Raw genomic sequence first — 19340 nt, 5'->3', positions numbered from 1 at the left:
GATGTCGCACGAAGCTGAAGTGGACGGCGGATGCCTCCCCGACCTGCTGCGCAAGCAGGTCGAGGAACACCCCGATCGCACGGCCGTAGTCTTCGGTGCGGAGAGCATCAGCTACGGCGAGCTCTTCGAACAGAGCTCCGCACTGGCCACCCACCTCCGCAGACTCGGCATCACCGAAGACGACTGCGTGGGCATGTTCGTGGAGCCGTCGCTCGACCTCGTGGTCGGCGCCTGGGGCATCCTGTGCGCGGGCGGCGCCTACCTGCCGCTGAGCCCGGAGTACCCGGAAGAGCGCCTGCGCTACATGATCGAGGACTCGCGCACGAAGGTCGTCGTCACCCAGCGCGAACTCAAGCAGCGCCTGCAGGAACTGGCGCCGGCCACCACGAGGATCGTGACGCTCGACGACTGCGACGAGGCGTTCGACGACGGCTTCTCCCCCTCGCACACCAGCCTCGCCTACATCATCTACACCTCGGGCAGCACCGGCCGGCCCAAGGGCGTGATGATCGAGCACCGCAGCATCGTCAACCAGATGCTGTGGCTGCACGACGAACACGGCATCGACGGCACGAAGCGCGTCGTGCAGAAGACGCCGATGAGCTTCGACGCGGCGCAGTGGGAGATCCTCGCGCCGGCGGTCGGCAGCACGGTCGTCATGGGACGGCCCGGCATCTACCGCGACCCCGAGATGCTCATCGAGACGATGCGCGAGCAGGGGGTCACCACGCTCCAGTGCGTGCCGACGCTGCTGCAGGCGCTGATCGACACCGAGGAGTTCCACACCGTCACGTCGCTCAAGCAGGTCTTCAGCGGCGGTGAAGCGCTCTCCCGCACGCTCGCGCAGGCGTTCGTCGCGGACATGCCGAACGTCCAACTCGTCAACCTCTACGGCCCCACCGAAACGACGATCAACTCGTCGTCGTACGTGGTCGACCCGGCCGGGCTGGCCGAGGCCCCGAAATCCATCTCCATCGGGCTCCCGGTCGCGCAGACGACGTACCTGGTGCTCGACGAGAACCGGGACCTGGTGACACCGGGCGAGATCGGCGAGCTGTACATCGGCGGCATCCAGGTCGCACGCGGCTACCTGCACCAGCCGGAACTCACGCGGGAACGCTTCGTGGACGGCATGTTCCGCACCGGCGACCTCGTCACGCAGAACCTCGACGGCACCGTGCAGTTCGCCGGACGCGCGGACAGCCAGGTGAAGCTGCGCGGCTACCGGGTGGAGCTCGACGAGATCCGGCTCGCCATCGAGACGCACGACTGGGTGCGCAACGCGGCCGTGATCGTCAAGGAGGACGAGCGCACCGGGTTCCAGAACCTGATCGCGTGCGTCGAGCTGAACCCCAAGGAAGCCGCCCTGATGGACCAGGGCAACGCGGGCTCGCACCACCAGTCGAAGTCGAGCCGCCTGCAGGTGCGGGCGCAGCTGTCGAACCCCGGTGTGCGCGACGACCTCGGCGGCCGGCAGAGCTTCGAGCTGCCCGGCGAGGAAGCGAGCTGCCTGCAGCGCAAGGTGGTCTTCAGCCGCAAGTCCTACCGCTTCTACGAAGGTGGCCAGGTCACCGACGCAGATCTGGTGCGACTGCTGGAGCGCAAGCCGATCGGCGCGGGTTCGAAGGACCCGAAGAGCATCCACTTCGCCGAGCTCGGCGAGATCCTGCGGTACTTCGGCGCGCACTTCAGCGACCAGCGCCTGCTGCCCAAGTACGGCTACGCCTCACCGGGTTCGCTCTACGCGACGCAGCTGCACCTGGAACTGCACCACATCGCGGGGCTGCCGGCCGGGCTGTACTACTACCACCCGCTGCGCCACCAGCTCGTGCTGGTCCACGAACTGCAGGAGAGCTTCGAGGCCAAGGCCAAGCTGCACTTCATCGGACGCAAGGCCGCCATCGAGGCCGTGTACCTCAACAACATCCAGGAGGTCCTGGAGATCGAGACCGGCCACATGGTCGGGCTCTTCGAGGAGGTCCTGCCCGGCTACGGCCTCGACATCACGGCCTCCGAGCACACCCCGCAGACCAAGGACCTGCTCGACGTCGCCGACGAGGACTACTACCTCGGCACGTTCGAGCTGTGCGCCTACACCGGGCTGCGCGAGGACGACGTCGACGTCTACGTCCAGACGCACCCCGGCCGCGTCACGAACCTGCCCGGCGGCCAGTACCGCTACGCCGACGGTGAGTTCGAGCGGGTGTCCGACGAACTGGTGCTGCGCAAGCACGTCATCGCCATCAACCAGGCCGTGTACGAGCGGGCGAGCTTCGGCGTCACCGCCATCAGCCGGTCCACGGAGGACTGGCGGCGCTACGTCGACCTCGGCCGGACCATGCACCGGTTCTCCGCCAACGACGTCGACCTCGGTTTCATGTCGTCGGGCTACAGCTCGAAGTCGGACAACGACCTGCCGTCGGCCAAGCGCGTCAACGGCATCCTCGCGGACATCGGCGAGGAGCCCGGCCCGTCGTACTTCTTCCTCGGCGGCAAGGTCTCCTACGACCAGCGCCGCAGCCCCGGCATGAAGGAAGACGTCGTCCACATGAAGGGCCCGGCCGAGCTGATCCGGGACGACCTGGTGAACTTCCTGCCGGACTACATGATCCCGAACAAGGTCGTGGTCCTCGACGCGCTGCCGCTCTCCGCGAACGGCAAGATCGACGTCAAGGCCCTGGAGGCGTCGGACAAGACCAACGTCGACGACCAGGACCGCCCGTTCGTCGCGCCGCGCACCCTCACCGAGCGCCGCATCAGCGAGATGTGGAAGAAGCTGATGAAGCGCGAGACCGTCTCGACGCACGACGACTTCTTCGAGACCGGCGGCAACTCGCTGATCGCGGTCGGCCTGGTCAACCGCATCAACAAGGACTTCGGCACGAGCCTGCCGCTGCAGGTGCTCTTCGAGTCGCCGACCATCGAGCAGCTCTCCCGCCGCGTCGACGGCCTGCACGAGGGCCCGATCTCGCGGCTGGTCCCGTTGCAGCCGGGCGGTGACGACGTGCCGGTGTTCTGCTGGCCCGGTCTCGGCGGCTACCCGATGAACCTGCGCACGCTCGCAAGTCGTTCGGAGCGCCCGTTCTACGGCGTGCAGGCGCACGGCATCAACGAGGGCGAGACGCCGTACGGCACCATCCGCGAGATGGCCGCCGCCGACATCGAGGCGATCAAGAAGGTCCAGCCGGAGGGCCCGTACACGCTGTGGGGCTACTCCTTCGGCGCGCGGGTCGCGTTCGAGACGGCCTACCAGCTCGAGCAGGCCGGCGAGCAGGTCGAGAACCTCTACCTGATCGCGCCGGGCTCACCGAAGGTGCGGTCGGAGCGGGACAGCGACGAGGCCTCGTACGCCAACACCGCGTTCGTCACGATCCTGTTCTCGGTGTTCGCGGGCAGCATCACCGACCCGCGGTTGCAGCAGTGCCTGGAGATCGCGAAGGACGAGGACAGCTTCGCCGCGTTCATCAGCGCGGAGATGCGCGACCTCGACAGCGAGCTCGTGCGGCGGATCATCAAGATCGTCACCGAGACGTTCTCCTTCAAGTACACCTTCAGCGAACTGGCCGAGCGCACCATCACCGCGCCGCTCACGATCTTCAAGGCGCAGGGCGACGACTACTCGTTCATCGAGGGCAGCGAGGGCTTCTCGATCACCGAGCCCACGGTCGTCGAGCTGGAGGCCGATCACTACAGCCTGCTGCGCGAGCCCGACATCGACGAGCTGCTGGCGTCGATGCGGCGGAACGAGACCGTGCAGAAGGAGATCGCCCAGGTACCGGTGCTGCTGTCCGACGAGCAGATGGCCGAGCTGATCGCGGCCGTCACGAAGGCCGTCACGCTCGCGATCGCGGGTGGCCGGTCGTGAGGGAGTTCCGATGCCACACGTGAACATCAAGCACTTCCCTGCCCCGCTCAACGAAGAGCAGGCGTCCGAGCTGGTCTCGGCCATCACCGAGGCGGTGACGAAGGCGTTCGGCTGCGACGAGGGCGTCGTGTCCATCGCCCTCGAACCGGTCGAGCAACGGGCGTGGCAGGACCAGGTCTACGCGCCGGAGATCGTGCAACGCCACCACCTCCTGCACAAGACCCCGAGCTACTGAGGTGCCGATGAACATCCCCCTTGTCTACAGCGAGGAAGTGGCCGAGGCGATCACGGCCGGGCAGCCCGTCGTGGCCCTGGAGTCCAACGTCATCACGCACGGCCTCGACTACCCGGACAACGCCGAGACCGCACGCCTGGTCGAGGACGCGGTCCGGGCGAGCGGCTCGGTCCCGGCCACCATCGGCATCGACAACGGCCGGATCCTCATCGGTCTCACCGAGTCCGACATCGAGAGGTTCGCGACCGTCAAGGGGATCCCGAAGGTCAGCAGCCGCGACCTGCCGATCGTGCTGGCCCGCGGCGGGATGGGCGCGACCACCGTCGCGTCCTCGGTGATCGCCGCACAGCTCGCCGGGCTGAAGTTCTTCTCCTCGGCAGGAATCGGTGGGGTGCACCGGGGCGCGGAACGCACGATGGACGTCTCGTCGGACCTCGTGCAGTTCACCCGCTCCAAGGTCGCGGTGGTGTGCGCGGGCGCCAAGAACATCCTCGACCTCGGGCTGACCATGGAGTTCCTGGAGACGCACTGCGTTCCGGTCGTGGCCTACCGGTCGGACGACTTCCCGGCGTTCTACTGCGTGTCCAGCGGTCTGCGCGCACCGCACCGGATCGACGACCCGACGGTGCTGGCGAAGGCGATCGAGAACCACTGGGCGCTCGGCAACCCCGGTTCGTTCCTCGTCACCACGCCGACCAAGCAGGCCGACGCGATCGACGGCGCCGAGGTCGAGTCGGTGATCGCCGAGGCCGTCTCACGGGCTGAAACAGAAGGCGTGTCAGGACAAGCGATCACGAAATACCTTATGAGGGCCGTAGACCGCGCGACGGAGGGGCGTTCCGCGAAGGCCAACATGGCGGTGCTGATCAGCACCGCCGAGGTCGCCGGAGAACTCGCCGCCGCCCACGCGAAGGAGTTCGCCTCATGACCCGCCGGTGCGCCATCTTCGACCTCGACGGCACGCTCGTCGACACACCCCGTGGCATCGTCACGACGTTCGCCGCCGTGTTCGCCCAGCTCGATCTGCCCACAGTGGACTCGGGAGCCATTCGCGGCACGATCGGGCTGCCGCTGCCCGCCGCGTTCGCGAAGGTCCTCGGGACAGCGGAGGACGAACCGGTCGTCGCGCAGTGCGTCGAGCTGTACCAGGCGACGTTCCGCCGGATCGTGCTGCCGATGGCGACGCAGCTGGTGTTCGCCGGCGTGTACGACGGGCTGAAGTCCTTGCGGGAAGAGGGTTTCCTGCTCGCCGTGGCGACCAGCAAGTTCATCGTGAACGCCGAGGCGCTGCTCACCGCGGCAGGTCTGCGCGAGGAGTTCGCCTTCGTCGTCGGCGCGGACCAGGTGGCAAAGCCCAAGCCGGACCCGGAGTCGGGGTTCGTCGTGCTGCGCGAACTCGGGGTGGCACCGGCGAACGCGGTGATGGTCGGCGACACCACGCACGACGTCCTGATGGCGCACGGGGCGGGCATGGGGTCGATCGCCGTCTCCTACGGCGTGCACAGCGTCGACCAACTGCTCGGCGCCAACCCCACCTGGCTCGTCGACTCCTTCCCCGGAGTCGTGGCCGCCGTCAAGGAGTGCTCGTGACCTCCATCGAGGCGTACCTGGAGAAGAACGTCCACGTGTTGCCGCAGACGAACCAACTGCGCGCGATGCACACGATCGTCCGCGACCGGCACGTTTCGCGCGAGGACTTCGTCTTCTACACCGAGCGGATCAACCGGCTGCTCATCGAGGCGGGCCTCGACCTGCTGCCGTTCGAACCGCACGACGTCACCACGCCCGTCGGCGCGACCTACCACGGGTTGCGCGCGACGGAGAGGCTCGTCGGCGTCCCGATCATCCGGGCCGGCGAGAGCATGGAGGCAGGGCTGCGGGCGGTCGTGCGGGGCGCGCGGATCGGCAAGATCCTGATCCAGCGCGACAGGACGACCAAGCTCCCCCAGCTCTACTACTCGAACCTGCCGGACGACATCGCGTCCCGGCAGGTGCTGTTGCTCGACCCGATGCTCGCCACCGGAGGCACCGCGAACGCCGCGATTCAAGTGCTGCTCGACCGCGGTGTGTCAGAAGAGAACATCGTGTTCGTCACGTTCATCACGGTGCCGGAGGGCATCGAGGCGGTGTGCTCGCGGTTCCCGCGGGTGCGGATCGTGACGTCGGCGATCGAGGAGCGACTCAACGAGAACGCTTACATGGTGCCGGGAATCGGTGACTTCGGCGATCGGTTCTTCGGCACGGACGACTGACGGGGGCACGACCATGAAGGGCAACCGGCTGCTGGCCGACTCCGCGATCACGGCGCTCGCGCCGATGATCTGGGGCAGCACCTACATCGTGACGACCCAACTCCTGCCACCGGACCGGCCGCTGCTCGCCTCGGTGGTCCGCGCGCTGCCGGCGGGCCTGATCCTGCTGCTGGTCGGCCGGGTCCTGCCCCAGGGCCTGTGGTGGTGGCGTGCGCTGGTCCTCGGCACGCTCAACATCGGCGCGTTCTTCTTCCTGCTCTTCCTGGCCGCCTACAAGCTCCCCGGCGGGGTCGCGGCCCTGGTGGGCTCGGTCCAGCCGGTGATCATGCTGGGGCTCGCGGCACTGGTGCTCGGCGACAAGATCCGGCTGCCGCACGTGCTGGCCTGCTTCGCCGCCACCACCGGTGTCGCGTTGCTGGTCCTGAAGGCCACCGCGGCGCTGGACGTGGTCGGCGTGGTCGCCGCGATCGGTGGGGCGGTCAGCATGGCGTCCGGGGTCGTGCTCACGAAGCGGTGGCAGCGGCCGGCCGGGGTCAACGTGCTGATGTTCACCGGTTGGCAGCTGACCGCGGGCGGGCTCGTGCTGCTGCCCGCGCTGTTCCTGCTCGAGGGCCTGCCGAGCTCGATCAACGGCACCAACGCGCTCGGCTTCGGCTACCTGATCGTGTTCGGCTCGCTCGTGGGCTACTCGGTGTGGTTCCGCGGCACCGACCGCGTGCCCGCGATCGGCCTGTCGTTCCTCGGCTTCTGCAGCCCGATCATCGCCACGGTCCTCGGGTTCGTGTTCCTCGGCGAGACCTTGTCGTTCCTGCAGTTCGTCGGCGCGGCGATCCTCATCGGCGCGATCCTGCTGGTGCAGCTCACGCCGACGAGGAAGCCGGTGCTCGACGAACCCGTGCGCGAACTTCAGCGCACGACGTCGTAGACGAACTTCTGGATGCCGTTGCCGTAGGTCTCGCTCTCGACGACCTTGAGCAGCTGCTTGTCCTTGTCGGTCTCGCTGAACAGGCGCTTGCCGGCGCCGAGCAGGACCGGGAACACCAGCAGGTGGTAGCGGTCGATCAGGCCGGCGTCGGACAGGTTGCGGTTCAGCGTCGCGCTGCCGTGGATGGAGATCGGGCCGCCCTCGGTCTCCTTCAGCGCGGCCACGTCGTCCAGCGAACGCAGGATCGTGATGTCGCCCCAGTTGTCGACCAGCTGGTCCTCCTTGAGGGTGCTGGAGACGACGAACTTCGGCATCACGTTGTACTTCGGGAAGTAGTCGAGCGTCGGCCAGACCGGGGAGAAGCCCTCGTAGCTGACCCGGCCCATCATCATCGCGGTGGCCTCGTCCTGCTCACGACCCTTGAGCTCGTAGGCGGCCTCGTCGAACTCGATGTCCTTGAACGTCCAGCCGGAGCTGCGGTGACCGGGCTCGCCGCCGGGCGCCTCGATGACGCCGTCGAGAGACATGAACGCGGTGGCGATCAGGGTGCGCATTGTGGTTCTCCTCGGTGTTCGCACTTGCTGTCATCAGTGCGTCGAACGGGAGACTACGTAAATCGACATCCGCCGCGAGGAATTTTTCCGGGACGCGTGCCGGCGGCGCTGAACACCCCACCGAGTCCAGCGCCGCCGTCCGGTGCGAGAGTCTTCCCGCTGGTCGGCGCGCTGACATGGGGGCTCAGCCCCCAATTAACGGGCGGGCGTGGGCGATCAGCTCGGCCCGGTTCTGGCAGCCGGTCCGCGCTTTGAGGCTCCCCACGTGCCGTTCGACCGTGCGCGGCGACAGGAACAGCCGCTCGGCGATCTCGGCGTTCCCGAACCGTTCGACGACCAGCCGCAGGACCTCGTACTCGCGGACCGTCACGCCCGCCCTGCGCAGCTCGGCCGGGACCGTGTCGTGGTCGCGGCGGCGGCGTTGCTGGGGTGCGCCCGCCTCGCGCAGCGCGGCCCGGCAGGCCGCGGCGACGGCGGGCACGCTCAGGGCGTGGAAGTACTCCTCGGCCTCGCGCAGCCACTCTAGGGGCTCGCCCCAGCCGTCTTTCAGCGCTGCCTGGCCCGCGAGCCTGAGGCCGAGGTAGCGCGGCAGGCCGAGGCCTCTGCTGAGTTCCAGCGCCTCTGCTGCTGCGGCGGTGGCCTGGGCCGTGTTGCCCTCACGGCCGTGCAGGATCGCGTTGCTCCACGCGAAGTAGGTGCGGTGCAGCTGGACCTGCGACAGGTGCGACTCGGCCAGCCGTTCGTGCTCCGGACGGCCCGCGAGGCCGTGCGCGACCCTCGTGAGCAGCCTCGGGCCCTGGTAGAAGGTGCCGCGCAGGATGCGCGGCTCGGTGACGGCGTTCTCGATCTCGTCGAACTCGGCCAGCGCCCGCTCGTGCTGCTCCTCCATCAACGCGCAGACCGCCGAACTGTACGACCAGATCTCCTCGGACCCGCCGTGGTCGCGCAGCCGGGTCAGCGCCCGGTCGGTCGCCCTGCGGTCGCCGTGCATGGCCGCGATGCCGGCCTCGATGGCGACGGCCAGTGCCTTGAGGGCGTGCAGGCCGAGCTTCGCGGCGGCCTCCCCGGCGCTGCTGCCGTACCGCGCGGACTCCTCGTACTCGCCGCGCACCAGGTAGGTCGCGCCGAGGTGCAGGTCGGCGGCTATGAGGATCACGATCGCGCCGGTGTCCTGCGCGGCCTGGCGGGCGGCCAGGAGGTTGTCGACGCCGGTGGTCAGGTACTTGTCGGTGATCCCGAGTTCCAGCAACGCCCGCAGCCGCCACGCCGCGAGCCCGTGCTGTTCGGCCGTGTGCAGCCAGCGCTGGACGTGCTGCCGGGCCTCGGCGAGGTCCTGCCCCCTCGTGCAGCGGGTGAGCACTTCGAGGGCTTCGCAGACGACCTCCGGGGTGCCCGTCGCGGCGGCGCGTTCGGCCAGGGCGCGGACCTTGGGCAGCAGGTCGAGCTGGTTCAGGCCGAGCAGGAGAGTCGCCTTGACGACGTCGATCTCCGCGCAGGTCTCCCTGGCGGCGGCCAGCAGGTCGAGGCCGCGTTCCCACTGCCCCGCGACGGCGGCGACCCTGGCCTGCGCGAGCGTGACCGCAGCCCGGCGTTCCGGCTCGGCCCCGGCCGCCGTGAGGGCCTGCTGGAGCCGTTCCCCGAGCGCGAAGGCCCGTGCGCCGTTGTCCGCCGGGACGACCACGGCGGCCAGCGGCAGGACGTCGGCGAGCGCGGTGAGCAGGTCCGCGGTGAGGTCGGGATCGGTGGTGAGGGCCTGGCCCCGTTCAAGCAGTTCGACCGCGGTGCCGTACCGGCCGAGCGCGGCGGCGTGCCGTGCCGCCGCGGCCAGGGTCCGGACGGCTCTCGCCGGTTCGCCGCCCCGCTCCCACAGCTCGGCGATGAGCTCCAGTTCCTTGGGGCGCAACGATTCGGTGGTCTGCGCGGCTCTGCGGGCCAGGGTGGCGCGGGCGGTCGGCGTCATCCGGCCCGTGATGGCGTCGGCGGTCAGCGCGTGCCGGAACTGGTTGCCGTGCACCAGCTGCGCGCGCTCGGCGGCGTCGAACGAGTGCGCGCCCGTGAGGGCCGTGACGACGTCGAGCGGGAACGTCCGCCCGAAGATCGCGGCGGCTTCGAGCACCGCGACCGTCTCGGGCCCGAGGGCGTCGACCCGTTGCACCGTGGCGGCGGCGACCGTGGGCGGGACCTCGCGCAGGTCGCCGTTGAGCAGCTCCTCCACCACGAACGGCACGCCGTCGGAGACCTTGACGAGGTGCCGCAGCACGTCTTCCGGCGGCGGTGCGCCGAGGCGGTGGCGGGCGAGTTCGGCGACCTCGTCGTCGGTCAGCCCGGTGAGCCGCACCGTCGTCGCCGTGCGCCTCGCCGTCGCCGCGTCCGCGAGTCGTTGCGCGCCTTCGGGATGCGGCCGCAGCGTGGCGACGACCAGCACGGGTTCGTTCCCGACGTGGTCGAGCAGGTAGTCGACGACGGCCAGCGTCTCGCCGTCGGCCTCGTGCAGATCTTCCAGCAGCAGCAAGGTTTTCTCGGCCGTGAACAGCCTGAGCACCGCCTCGGCCCTGACCATCGCGGGGTCCGGCACCGCCGACGGCGCGTCCGGGGTCATCCGCAGCAGCACCGGCAGGTACGCGCCGAGCTGCCGTTCGTCCGGCGCGACCTTCCGGAACGCCGACAGCACCGCCTCGCACAACGCCCGCAGCGGCACCGCCCTGCTCGCCCGGCCCCTGAGTACCCGGAACCCGCTTCTGGTGGCCTGCGCCGCGGTGGCGGACGCCAGCCGCGACTTGCCGATCCCCGGTTCGCCCACCAGGAACACGGCGCCGCCCTCGTGCTGCTCGGCGCGGGTGAGGGCGGCCCGCAGCGCGGAGGTCTCCTCGTCACGACCGACCAGCACCGGGGACTGCATGGCGCCCGAGGGTACTAGCCCTGATGGTGGTCAGGAATCGAGAAGCGCGGGTCGGCGGGCGCTCCTACCGTTGTCCTCACCAGACGACAGGGAGGGCAGTGACATGGCCGCTAGCTCGGGGATTCGCCAGTTCCACCGCGTGGTGAGCATGGTCTTCATGGCCACCGTGGTGTTCACCGCGGTCGCGCTCACCGTGGACGCCGAGGCGGTCTGGGTGTCGTACGTGCCGTTGCTGCCGCTGTTCGTCCTCATGGGGACGGGCGTCTACATGTGGTTCCTGCCGCAGCTCGCCCGCCGCCGGGCGCGCAGGGCCTAGCCGTCCAGTCGTGCCCGGATGTGGTCGAGGGTGGTGTTGAGCGCCACCCCGTACACCGCGATCCGGCACGCCAGCCACCACAGCGTCGCGTCCGTCGGCGCCACGGCGAGGCCGACCACGAGTTCCCGCACGAGCCGCCGGGTCTGCGCGACCAGCACCCCGACGCTCTCGGTGATCTCCCCGAACGCCGCCGACACCGAACTCAGCCCGCGCAGCGCCTCTACGTTGTGGCTCATCAACCGCACGTGCTCGTCCGCGCCGGTCCACTCGGGCACGTCGAGCGCGAGGAAGTCCTCCAGCTCGTCGGCCATGTCCTGCTGCTCGGCGGCGATGTTGTACCAGGTCTCGGCGTGCGCGGCGATCACGTCCGGCAGGCCGGTGAGGTCGTCCAGCACGGCCCGCAGCGGCGCGATCCGCTCCAGCGCGGCGGTGGTCGTCTCCTCGACCGGTGCGACGAGCGACGGGAGTGCCGCCTCGCGGACCGGGTCCTGGGCGGGCGCGCGCACGCCGTAGAGGTCGTAGAGACTGGCCACGATCAGGCGGAGGTTCTCCTCGACGTACGCGACGAGCTCGTCCTGGCGCGCGTGCTTCTCCAGCACGGGGTGGATGATCCACCGGCACAGCCGGCCGTAGACGGTCTCGTCGCCGACCACGACGGCGCTGGCCTCGTGCACGGCCGCGAACCGCAGGCGCACGGCCTCGACCCGGCCGGCGTGACGGACGATCTGGCCGGTCACGCGCCTCCCTCCGGTCACCCGGATTCGCAGGCTAGCAGCGTCGGGGTCGACGGGCGGGCCAGCAGCCGGTCCCCGGCTTGACTCGGCACCGTGGTGCAGGGTCGATCGTGGCCCACATGACTCCTGTGGCCCGCTGGGGCAAAGCCGGTGCGCTGTACGACCTCGTGGCGAGCATCGCGTTCATCACGCCGTGGAGCGCCGCTCTCGCGCTGGACCTGCTGGGCACGCCCCACAGTGCGCAGACGTTGTTGTTCGCCACGCTGTTCGGCACCGTGGTGGTGATGTGGTCCGTGGTGCGGTGGCTGCGCCCCGAACCGTTGCTGATCGCGACCGACACGGTCGGCCGCGCGCTGTTCAGCGTGTGGTTCACGTGGGCGTTGTGGCAGGGGCACACGCCGGCGCTGGCAGGATTCCTCGCCCTCGAACTGTTCTGGGGCGCGGCCCAGCTGCGCGCCTTGGTGCGGAGGTAGTTTCCGGTGGTGCGCATATCCGAACTGGCCCGCGCCGCCGGGGTGGGCATCAGCACCGTGCGGTTCTACGAACGCCGGGGCCTCGTCCTCCCCTCCGCCCGCTCCCACGGCGGCTACCGGCACTACGACCAGGAGGCGCTGCGGCGGTTGAAGTTCATCCGCCGCGCCGCCCGGCTCGGCTTCACCCTCACCGAGGTCGAGCAGTTGCTCGCCGCCTCCGTCGAGCCCGACGTCGGTGACGTGGTGGGCGTCAAGGTCGCCGAGATCGAACAGCGGATGCGCGACCTGGAGAAGGTGCGGCTCGCGTTGCTCGACGTCGCCGAGAACGGCGTCCGGGCTCAGTGCCCGGTGGTCGCGGCGCTGAGCGACTGAGCGCCTCGACGTCGCGGACGGCAGCGACAGCAACAAGGCCGCGATCGTCACAGCGGCTTGTGCCTCCGGCAAGAGGCACAAGCCGCCTTTTTCGGTGTTCGCCCATAGGCTGTCGGGCGTCGGTGGCGAACGGGAGGTCGGACGGTGGCGAGCGAGACGGTGAGCGCGTTGATGGCCGAACTGGCCGCGCTCGACGACCCGAAGATGCGCGTGGTCAACGAGAAGCACGGCGACGACCACGGCGTGAACCTCACGAAGCTCCGCGCGATCGCCAAGCGGCTCAAGACCCAGCAGGACCTCGCGGTCGAACTCTGGTCCACCGGCGACACCGCCGCGCGCCTGCTCGCGTTGCTGGTCAACCGCCCCAAGGCCTTCTCGCAGGACGACCTGGACGCGATGCTGCGCGAGGCCGTGCGCCCCAAGGTGCACGACTGGCTCGTCAACTACGTGGTCAAGAAGTCGCCGCACTGCGAGGCGTTGCGCGTGCTGTGGTTCGCCGACGACGACCCGGTGGTCGCGAGTGCGGGCTGGGCGCTGACGGTCGACCGGGTGGCGAAGCAACCGGACGGGCTCGACCTCGACGGGCTGCTCGACCGGATCGAGAAGGACATGAAGGACGCGCCGCAGCGGTTGCAGTGGGCGATGAACCACTGCCTGGCGCAGATCGGGATCGAACGGCCGGAGCTGCGGGCGCGGGCGGTGGAGATCGGCGAACGCCTGGAGGTGTTGAAGGACTACCCGACGCCGGCCGGGTGCACGTCGCCGTTCGCGCCGATCTGGATCGCGGAGATGGTGCGGCGCAAGGGATAGTCCCTAGAGCCAGCCGCGTTCCCGTGCCGTGTTCGCCGCCTCAGACCTGTTGCGCGCCCCCAGCTTGGCCATCGCCGTCGACAGGTAGTTCCGCACGGTCCCCTCGGCGAGGTTGAGCCTGGCCGCGATGTCCGCGTTGCTCGCCCCCGTCGTGACCTCCTGCAGCAGCTCGCGTTCCCGTGGCGTCAACGGGTCCGCGCTGTCCCACGCGGCCATCGCGAGTTCCGGTGCCACCACCCGTTCGCCCGCGTGCACCCGCCGCAGCGCCGACACCAGCTCGGCGATCGGCGCGTCCTTCAGCACGTACCCCGCCACGCCCGCGTCCATCGCGCGCCGCAGGTACCCGCTGCGCGCGAACGTCGTGATGATCAGGACCCGCGTCGGGTCGCCGCGTTCGCTCAACGCCTGAGCCACGTCGAGCCCGGTGCGGCGCGGCATCTCGATGTCGGTCAGCAGCACGTCCGGCCGGTGTTCCGCCACCGCGGCCAGCGCCTCGTCGCCGTCTCCCGCCGTCGCGACGACCGTGACGTCCGGTTGCAGGTCCAGCAACTGCGCGAACGCGCCGCGCACCATCGCCTGGTCCTCCGCGAGCACGACCCTGATCACGTGGCCACCTTCAGCGGGACGGCGATGGTGACGGTGGTGCCGGCAGCGGCGGTGCGCGCGACCAGGCCGCCGAGCGCGGCGATCCGTTCGCGCATGCCCGTCAGGCCGTTGCCCTCCGGCGCGTGGCCGCCGACGCCGTCGTCCGCGACCACCAGCCGCAGCTCGCCGTCGCGGGCCTCGACGGCGATGTGGCACGTCCTGGCGCGGGCGTGCCTCGCCACGTTCGTGACGGCTTCCCGCAACGCCAGCGCCAGTTCGTGCTCGGTCGAGCCGACGATCGCGAGTTCCGGGTCGCGCCGCAGGACGACCTCCACGCCCAGGCTCGACAACGCGGCTCGGGCGGCTTCCAGTTCGGTGTCGAGGGACGCGGTGCGCCAGCCGCTGACGGCGTCGCGGACCTCGCCCAGCGCCGCCCGCGCGGCCCGTTCGATCTCCGCGGCCTCCTCCCGGGCCCGGGAGGGGTCCGCGCTGACGAGCTGGGCCCGCACGATGATCGCGGTCAGCGTGTGGCCGAGCAGGTCGTGCAGGTCGCGGGCGATGCGTTCGCGTTCCGCGAGGGTGGCGAGGTGCTCGATGCGGGCGGTGCGGATGCGCAGGTCCGACTGCTCGCGCTCGCGTTCCGACCAGTCGACCTGCACGACGCCGATCAGCCACAGGAAGATCAGCGACGGCAGCAGGCCCCAGATCCGGTACGGCAACTCGACCACCGACACCACGCCGAACAGGCAGATCAACGCCGTCAACGCCACGAACCAGCGCATCGCCACCCGGCGCGACTCCGCGAGCCCCGCGAACACCCCGGCGTAGACGAAGAGCACCGCCGCACCGGTGTTGAACGGCGTGACCAGCGCGCCGAGCACGACCGTCGGCACCAGGCAGCGCCAGCGGATCAGCTCCGGGCGGTACCAGGCCAGCACGTACATCGGGACGAAGGCCGCGACCACCACGGCGACGAGCGCCCAGTCCACCCAGTCCGTGCTCGGGTCGAAGATCGGTGCCCACAGCAGGTTGCCCAGGTAGATCAGGTGCACCCAGCGCGAGAATCCCACGGCTTTTCTCATGACCGGGCATGACGATACGACACGCCCGCGGCCACCGCAGCCACCCCGGCGAACGCCAGCAGCACCAGCACGTGCGTGAGCACCGGACCGCCGTTGAGCTGCGCGCGAGCCAGTTCGGACAGGTGGTGGTTGGGCAGGAACGCCGCGATGTCGCGGAAGAACGGCGGCATGATGTCGAGCGGCATCCACAGTCCGGACACGACGGACGTCGGGATCATGATCGCGTTCAGGATGGCCGCCCCCGCGCCCGCCTTGACCTGGAACCCGATCGCGAGACTCACCAGCGCGAACGGCAGCGAGCCGATGACCAGCACGACGCCGAGCCTCAGCAACGCGAGCGCGGGCGCGTTCAACGCACCGGTCAGCGCCGCCGTCGCCGTCATCGCGACCAGCACCCCGGCCGCGTAGGGCAGTGCCGCCACCACCTTCGCCGCCAGCGTCACGCCGATCGGCACCGACGACACCTGCTTCGCGCGCAGCCACCCGCGTTCCCGGTCGGCCGCCACCCCGAGGCCGGGGTTCATCAGCACCACCGAGATCACGCCGAACGCGCCGAACGTGGCGATCATCTGCGTGCCCGCGGACAACCCGCCGGCGCTGAACTTCCCGAACAACGACACGAAGAGCGCGAAGAACGCCACCGGCATGACCACCGAGAAGAACAGGGCGGCGGGTTCGCGGACGATACCCCTCAGCTCGTCCGCGACCTCCACCCCGAAGACCTGCCTGGTCATGCCGCACCCCTCTCGATCAGTCCCGCGACCGCCTCCTCCAGCCCGGCACCCTCGACCCGCAGGCCGGTGAGTCCGGGGTCCTGCACGAGCAGCACCCGCAGCAGCGCTTCCGGCGTGCGGGTGCCGAGGTGCACGTGGTCGCCGTCGGTGCGCAGCGACACGACACCGGGCAGCGCTTGGAGCTGCTCCAAGGCCAGCCCCGTCCGGGCGATGACCGTGCGGTCGGGCAGCCGCGCGACCAGTTCGTCCGGCGTGCCCTGGGCCACGACCCGGCCGCGGTCGAGCACCACGACGCGGTCGGCGACGGCCGAGGACTCCTCGATGAGGTGCGTGGTGAGCAGGACGCCGACGCCGCGCTCGCGCCGTTCGGCGAGGATCTGCCAGAACCGCTTGCGCGCCGGGACGTCCAGGCCCGCCGTCGGTTCGTCCAGGACCAGCAGCCTCGGGTCGCCGACGAGCGCCATCGCGAGCTGCAGCCGTTGCTTCTGGCCGCCAGAGAGCTTGACCGCGCGCCGTCCGGCCAGGTCGGTGAGGTCGAGTTCGGCCATCACCGGCCCGGCCGCCGACCTGGGCTTGCCCGCGCGCACCGCGGCACCGGTGACCAGTTCGGACACCTTCAACGTGGTCGGGAACCCCAGCGACTGCTGCACCACCCCGAGCTGCCGCCGCGTCGCCGCGATGCGCGGGTCTCCTCCTCCGACGCGCACCGACTCGCCGTGGTGCGGCAGCAGTCCGACGATCTGGTTCACCAGCGTCGTCTTGCCCGCGCCGTTCGGCCCGAGCAACGCCACGCACTCCCCCGCGCCGACGTCGAGATCGACGCCGTCCAACGCTTTGGTGGCGCCGTAGTCGTGTCGCGCCCCTCTGACCTCGAGCACCGTTTCCATGCCTCAAAGCCTGATCGCAGCGGGCTTCCGGCAGTAGTGAAGCGGAGTCACGAGGTCCGGATGACAAATGTCATTCGGGGCGGACGGCCTGCGCCCTCGGGTACTTGCGGCCGGGCATCGGGGCGGGCGAGCCGGTGAACGACACGGGTGTACCGGCGAGCAGCAACGTCAGCCCGCTCGGCAGCTCGTCGCGCGAGACGAACCACGAACTGCCGCGCGTGTCCGTGATGAACCCGTGTGCCTGCCCGGTCTTCCAGCTGGCCACCGTCCCCCTGCGGCGGCCGCGCGGCGCACCGACCGGGGACGCGACGGCCTGCGAGGACCGCACGAACGCGCGCCGCAGCGGGTAGTCGGCCTGGTCACCGGGGGCGAACAGGGAGTCGAAGCCGGGCGTGAACGGCGTCGCGGCTCGCAGCGGCGCGGCGGTGCGCGGGGTCCACGCGGGAGGCTTCTCGATGGTCTGGACGTCGACGACCGGCACGATGACGTGCACGCCGCGTTCGGTCAGGCGTTGCGCGAGCGGGGCGAAGTCCGAGTCACCGGTCAGCAGGACGACCCACTGCAGCGGCACGGTCATCGCCCGGTCCCACGCCTCCAGCGCGAGCTGGACGTCGACGCCCTTCTCCTTGCCGCCCTGCAACGGCAGGTCGTGCCGCGTGATGCCGGCGGCGGCCAGTGCCCGGTCGAACGACTCCGCCGGGGTGTCGATGCGGCCGCGGACGTAGTGGGCCTCGGCGACCACGCACTCGTCCAGGGGACGACCCGTCTCGGTGTGGACGTACCAGCGCAGCGCGTCGTGCAGGCCGTCGAGGGAGACGCGCGCGCCCCTGGGGTGCGCGGTGGCGTAGAAATCGCTGAGGTAGGCGAACCACGTGCCGTCGTAGAACACTCCGATCCGGACGGTCTCACCCACCGGTCGAGATTACTACTTCCGTTCGAAGGTCGAGTGACCAGGCGCGACCGGGAGCTCCAGCAGCTGGTTCGCGACGTCCAGGAACTCGCCGCCGCACTGCCACATCGTCAGGTCGGGGTCCACCACGAACGGGTCGCTGGGGTCCGCGTCCTGCTCGGCCACGCGGTAGGCGAGCGCTTCCCGCTCGGAGTACGCGAGCACCGTCTCGTTGGTGCCGCGCCACACGCGCCTGAACATCACGGCGTTGACGCAGGTGAAACGATCTTGCACGACGGTTCGCCGGAACCCGCGACGCAGCAACAACTTCATGCATTCCTCGACGCTGCTCACAGTCACCGATCCTGCCTGGGCGCAGGCGTGCACCCCACCGTGTATCACTCGATAGGGTCAAAACTTTCGGGCACGTGCACAACCGGGCTGTCCCTCTTTCGTGCAGAGAACCAGACCGGAACGGGCTATCGCGCCCGCGGACCGGATGCGCAAGCCTCTGGCGGTGGTCGACATCCCCGCCCCGAAGCCCGACGCTCCCCTCTACGACCGCGCGGCGACGCAGATCCCGCGCATCGCCGAGAAGGTGCTGGAGGCGTTCTTCGCCCGGTCCGCCACCTACCGGCAGCTGCCGCACCAGCTCGTGGACCGCGAGATCACCGAGGCCGTGACGCGGCACCTGCAGGTCTTCCTGCGCGCGTTGCGGGAACAACGGCCTCCTGCGGCCGAAGAGCTGGACATGCAGATCGCCACGGCCGTGCGGCGCGCTCAGCAGGGCGTTCCGCTCGACATCGTGCTCAGCACGTACCACGTCGCGGCGACCGTCGGCTGGGAGGCGATGGCCGCCGTCGCCGAGCCGGACGAGATCGGAGACCTGCTGGCGACCGTGCCCGCGCTGCTGCGGTACCTCAGCGTCGCGGTGCCCGCCGTCGCCGGGTCGTACCTCGGTGAGCAGCAGGCCCTGCACGCCGAACGCCGCGAGGCCGGTCGCGCGCTGGTCGCGGCGTTGCTGACCGGCCGAGAGGCCGAGCCGCTCGCCGAACGGATCGGGCTGGAGCTGTCCGGGCACCACGTCGTGGTCGCCGTACGGGTCGAAGCACCTTCCGTTGCCGACGGCTCCGACGCACGGTTGGCCGTTCATGGACTCGTGCGACGCCTACGGGCAGAACTGCCCAAGCACGCCCTCTCGGCGTTGGATCACGACGGCGGCACAGTGCTCCTACCTACGACGGCCGACTCCCTGGACCTGGAGATAGACGCGGCCGCGAACCTGGTCCGCACCCTGCTGACCGCCGCGGGCACCGGCCTGATCGGCGGCATCGCGGCGGCGGAGAGCCGCGAGGAGATCCCGGCGGCCGCCCGGCAGGCGGCGGACATCGCGGAACTCGCGCAGCGGCTGGGCAGGGCTCCCGGCGCGTACGTGCTGGACGACGTGCTGCTGGAGTACCAGCTCTGCCGCCCCGGCCCCGGCCGCAAGCGTTTGGCACGCGTGGTGGACAGCCTGTCCGAGCACCCCGACCTGCTGCACACGTTGCGGGTGTTCATCAACAGCGACCACAACCGCCACCGCACGGCCGACGAGTTGCACCTGCACCGCAACACGCTGAACTACCGGCTGCGCCGCGTCGCCGAGCTCACCGGCTACAACCCGGCCGACCCCACCGACATCAGGCTGCTCTCGGCGTCGTTGATCGTGCACGACCTCCGCGCCTGAAC

20 protein-coding genes and 1 pseudogene are annotated in these 19340 nt (G+C 70.1%); 11 read left to right on the top strand and 10 right to left on the bottom strand.

Features of this window, described 5'->3' with window-relative positions:
- The first annotated feature begins 1 nt into the window (after position 1).
- The 6 genes from QSK25_RS11795 to QSK25_RS11770 are packed head-to-tail and all read left to right on the top strand — an operon-like array spanning position 2 to position 7277.
- Positions 2 to 3865 (top strand): amino acid adenylation domain-containing protein, encoded by a 3864-nt coding sequence (locus QSK25_RS11795; protein WP_285637841.1) that lies wholly within the window; start codon positions 2 to 4, stop codon positions 3863 to 3865.
- 10 nt (positions 3866 to 3875) lie between these two features.
- Entirely contained in the window at positions 3876 to 4100 is a 225-nt protein-coding gene (locus QSK25_RS11790; protein WP_285637839.1) for a tautomerase family protein, read from the top strand.
- Positions 4101 to 4107: 7 nt separating this feature from the next.
- Positions 4108 to 5028 carry a pseudouridine-5'-phosphate glycosidase gene (locus tag QSK25_RS11785; RefSeq protein WP_285637837.1) on the top strand — a complete coding sequence of 307 codons (921 nt, stop codon included), beginning with the start codon at positions 4108 to 4110 and terminating at the stop codon, positions 5026 to 5028.
- A complete protein-coding gene (locus tag QSK25_RS11780; protein WP_285637834.1) occupies positions 5025 to 5690 on the top strand; it encodes an HAD family hydrolase in 666 nt (221 codons plus the stop codon). The genes QSK25_RS11785 and QSK25_RS11780 overlap by 4 nt, the downstream gene beginning before the upstream one ends.
- Positions 5687 to 6352 (top strand): uracil phosphoribosyltransferase, encoded by a 666-nt coding sequence (upp, locus tag QSK25_RS11775; RefSeq protein WP_285637832.1) that lies wholly within the window; start codon positions 5687 to 5689, stop codon positions 6350 to 6352. The genes QSK25_RS11780 and upp overlap by 4 nt, the downstream gene beginning before the upstream one ends.
- A gap of 13 nt (positions 6353 to 6365) precedes the next feature.
- Complete coding sequence (locus QSK25_RS11770) at positions 6366 to 7277, top strand: EamA family transporter (RefSeq protein WP_285637830.1); 912 nt, start codon at positions 6366 to 6368, stop codon at positions 7275 to 7277.
- Here the strand turns inward: QSK25_RS11770 and QSK25_RS11765 are convergent.
- From QSK25_RS11765 to QSK25_RS11755, 3 genes and pseudogenes are all read right to left on the bottom strand, one after another.
- Entirely contained in the window at positions 7259 to 7831 is a 573-nt protein-coding gene (locus QSK25_RS11765) for a dihydrofolate reductase family protein (RefSeq protein WP_285637828.1), read from the bottom strand. The two genes, QSK25_RS11770 and QSK25_RS11765, sit on opposite strands and share 19 nt — an antisense overlap.
- A gap of 184 nt (positions 7832 to 8015) precedes the next feature.
- Positions 8016 to 8720, bottom strand: a complete 705-nt coding sequence (locus QSK25_RS11760) for a helix-turn-helix transcriptional regulator (RefSeq protein ID WP_285638681.1) — start codon at positions 8718 to 8720, stop codon at positions 8016 to 8018.
- A gap of 1536 nt (positions 8721 to 10256) precedes the next feature.
- A pseudogene (locus QSK25_RS11755) lies at positions 10257 to 10742 on the bottom strand (ATP-binding protein); the annotation flags it as partial.
- A 91-nt stretch (positions 10743 to 10833) separates the two neighbouring features.
- Here QSK25_RS11755 and QSK25_RS11750 point away from each other — a divergent pair.
- The gene (locus tag QSK25_RS11750) at positions 10834 to 11046 is read left to right on the top strand and encodes a hypothetical protein (protein WP_285637826.1); all 213 of its coding nucleotides are present in this window, start codon (positions 10834 to 10836) and stop codon (positions 11044 to 11046) included.
- On the opposite strand, the gene QSK25_RS11745 is transcribed toward QSK25_RS11750, so the two are convergent.
- Positions 11043 to 11783, bottom strand: a complete 741-nt coding sequence (locus QSK25_RS11745) for a hypothetical protein (RefSeq protein WP_285637824.1) — start codon at positions 11781 to 11783, stop codon at positions 11043 to 11045. The genes QSK25_RS11750 and QSK25_RS11745 overlap by 4 nt on opposite strands.
- A gap of 116 nt (positions 11784 to 11899) precedes the next feature.
- Here QSK25_RS11745 and QSK25_RS11740 point away from each other — a divergent pair, with 116 nt between their 5' ends.
- From QSK25_RS11740 to QSK25_RS11730, 3 genes are all read left to right on the top strand, one after another.
- Complete coding sequence (locus tag QSK25_RS11740) at positions 11900 to 12253, top strand: hypothetical protein (RefSeq protein ID WP_285637822.1); 354 nt, start codon at positions 11900 to 11902, stop codon at positions 12251 to 12253.
- Positions 12254 to 12262: 9 nt separating this feature from the next.
- Positions 12263 to 12625 (top strand): MerR family transcriptional regulator, encoded by a 363-nt coding sequence (locus tag QSK25_RS11735; protein ID WP_285637820.1) that lies wholly within the window; start codon positions 12263 to 12265, stop codon positions 12623 to 12625.
- Positions 12626 to 12796: 171 nt separating this feature from the next.
- Entirely contained in the window at positions 12797 to 13435 is a 639-nt protein-coding gene (locus QSK25_RS11730) for a DNA alkylation repair protein (RefSeq protein ID WP_285638680.1), read from the top strand.
- Positions 13436 to 13438: 3 nt separating this feature from the next.
- On the opposite strand, the gene QSK25_RS11725 is transcribed toward QSK25_RS11730, so the two are convergent.
- The 6 genes from QSK25_RS11725 to QSK25_RS11700 all read right to left on the bottom strand — a co-directional run bounded on the left by QSK25_RS11725 (position 13439) and on the right by QSK25_RS11700 (position 17945).
- On the bottom strand, positions 13439 to 14041 hold the full coding sequence (locus QSK25_RS11725) for a response regulator transcription factor (RefSeq protein ID WP_285637818.1): 603 nt from the start codon (positions 14039 to 14041) through the stop codon (positions 13439 to 13441).
- Positions 14038 to 15102, bottom strand: coding sequence for a sensor histidine kinase (locus tag QSK25_RS11720; protein WP_285637816.1), 1065 nt, complete (start codon positions 15100 to 15102; stop codon positions 14038 to 14040). The genes QSK25_RS11725 and QSK25_RS11720 overlap by 4 nt, the downstream gene beginning before the upstream one ends.
- Entirely contained in the window at positions 15099 to 15836 is a 738-nt protein-coding gene (locus QSK25_RS11715; protein ID WP_285637813.1) for an ABC transporter permease, read from the bottom strand. The genes QSK25_RS11720 and QSK25_RS11715 overlap by 4 nt, the downstream gene beginning before the upstream one ends.
- A complete protein-coding gene (locus QSK25_RS11710) occupies positions 15833 to 16723 on the bottom strand; it encodes an ABC transporter ATP-binding protein (RefSeq protein WP_285637811.1) in 891 nt (296 codons plus the stop codon). Before QSK25_RS11710 ends, QSK25_RS11715 begins: the two co-directional genes overlap by 4 nt.
- Before the next feature lie 70 nt (positions 16724 to 16793).
- On the bottom strand, positions 16794 to 17636 hold the full coding sequence (locus QSK25_RS11705; RefSeq protein ID WP_285637809.1) for an NYN domain-containing protein: 843 nt from the start codon (positions 17634 to 17636) through the stop codon (positions 16794 to 16796).
- A gap of 12 nt (positions 17637 to 17648) precedes the next feature.
- Positions 17649 to 17945 carry a hypothetical protein gene (locus tag QSK25_RS11700; RefSeq protein ID WP_285637807.1) on the bottom strand — a complete coding sequence of 99 codons (297 nt, stop codon included), beginning with the start codon at positions 17943 to 17945 and terminating at the stop codon, positions 17649 to 17651.
- Between the two features lie 166 nt (positions 17946 to 18111).
- Between QSK25_RS11700 and QSK25_RS11695 the strand changes: the two genes are divergently transcribed.
- A complete protein-coding gene (locus QSK25_RS11695) occupies positions 18112 to 19338 on the top strand; it encodes a PucR family transcriptional regulator (RefSeq protein WP_285637805.1) in 1227 nt (408 codons plus the stop codon).
- The last annotated feature ends 2 nt before the right edge of the window (positions 19339 to 19340 follow it).

It is taken from the genome of Lentzea sp. NBRC 102530 (assembly GCF_030269365.1).
Taxonomy (GTDB): Bacteria; Actinomycetota; Actinomycetes; order Mycobacteriales; family Pseudonocardiaceae; genus Lentzea.
Note: the sequence above shows the minus strand (reverse complement) of the source record. Positions and strands in the feature narration are given on the sequence as shown.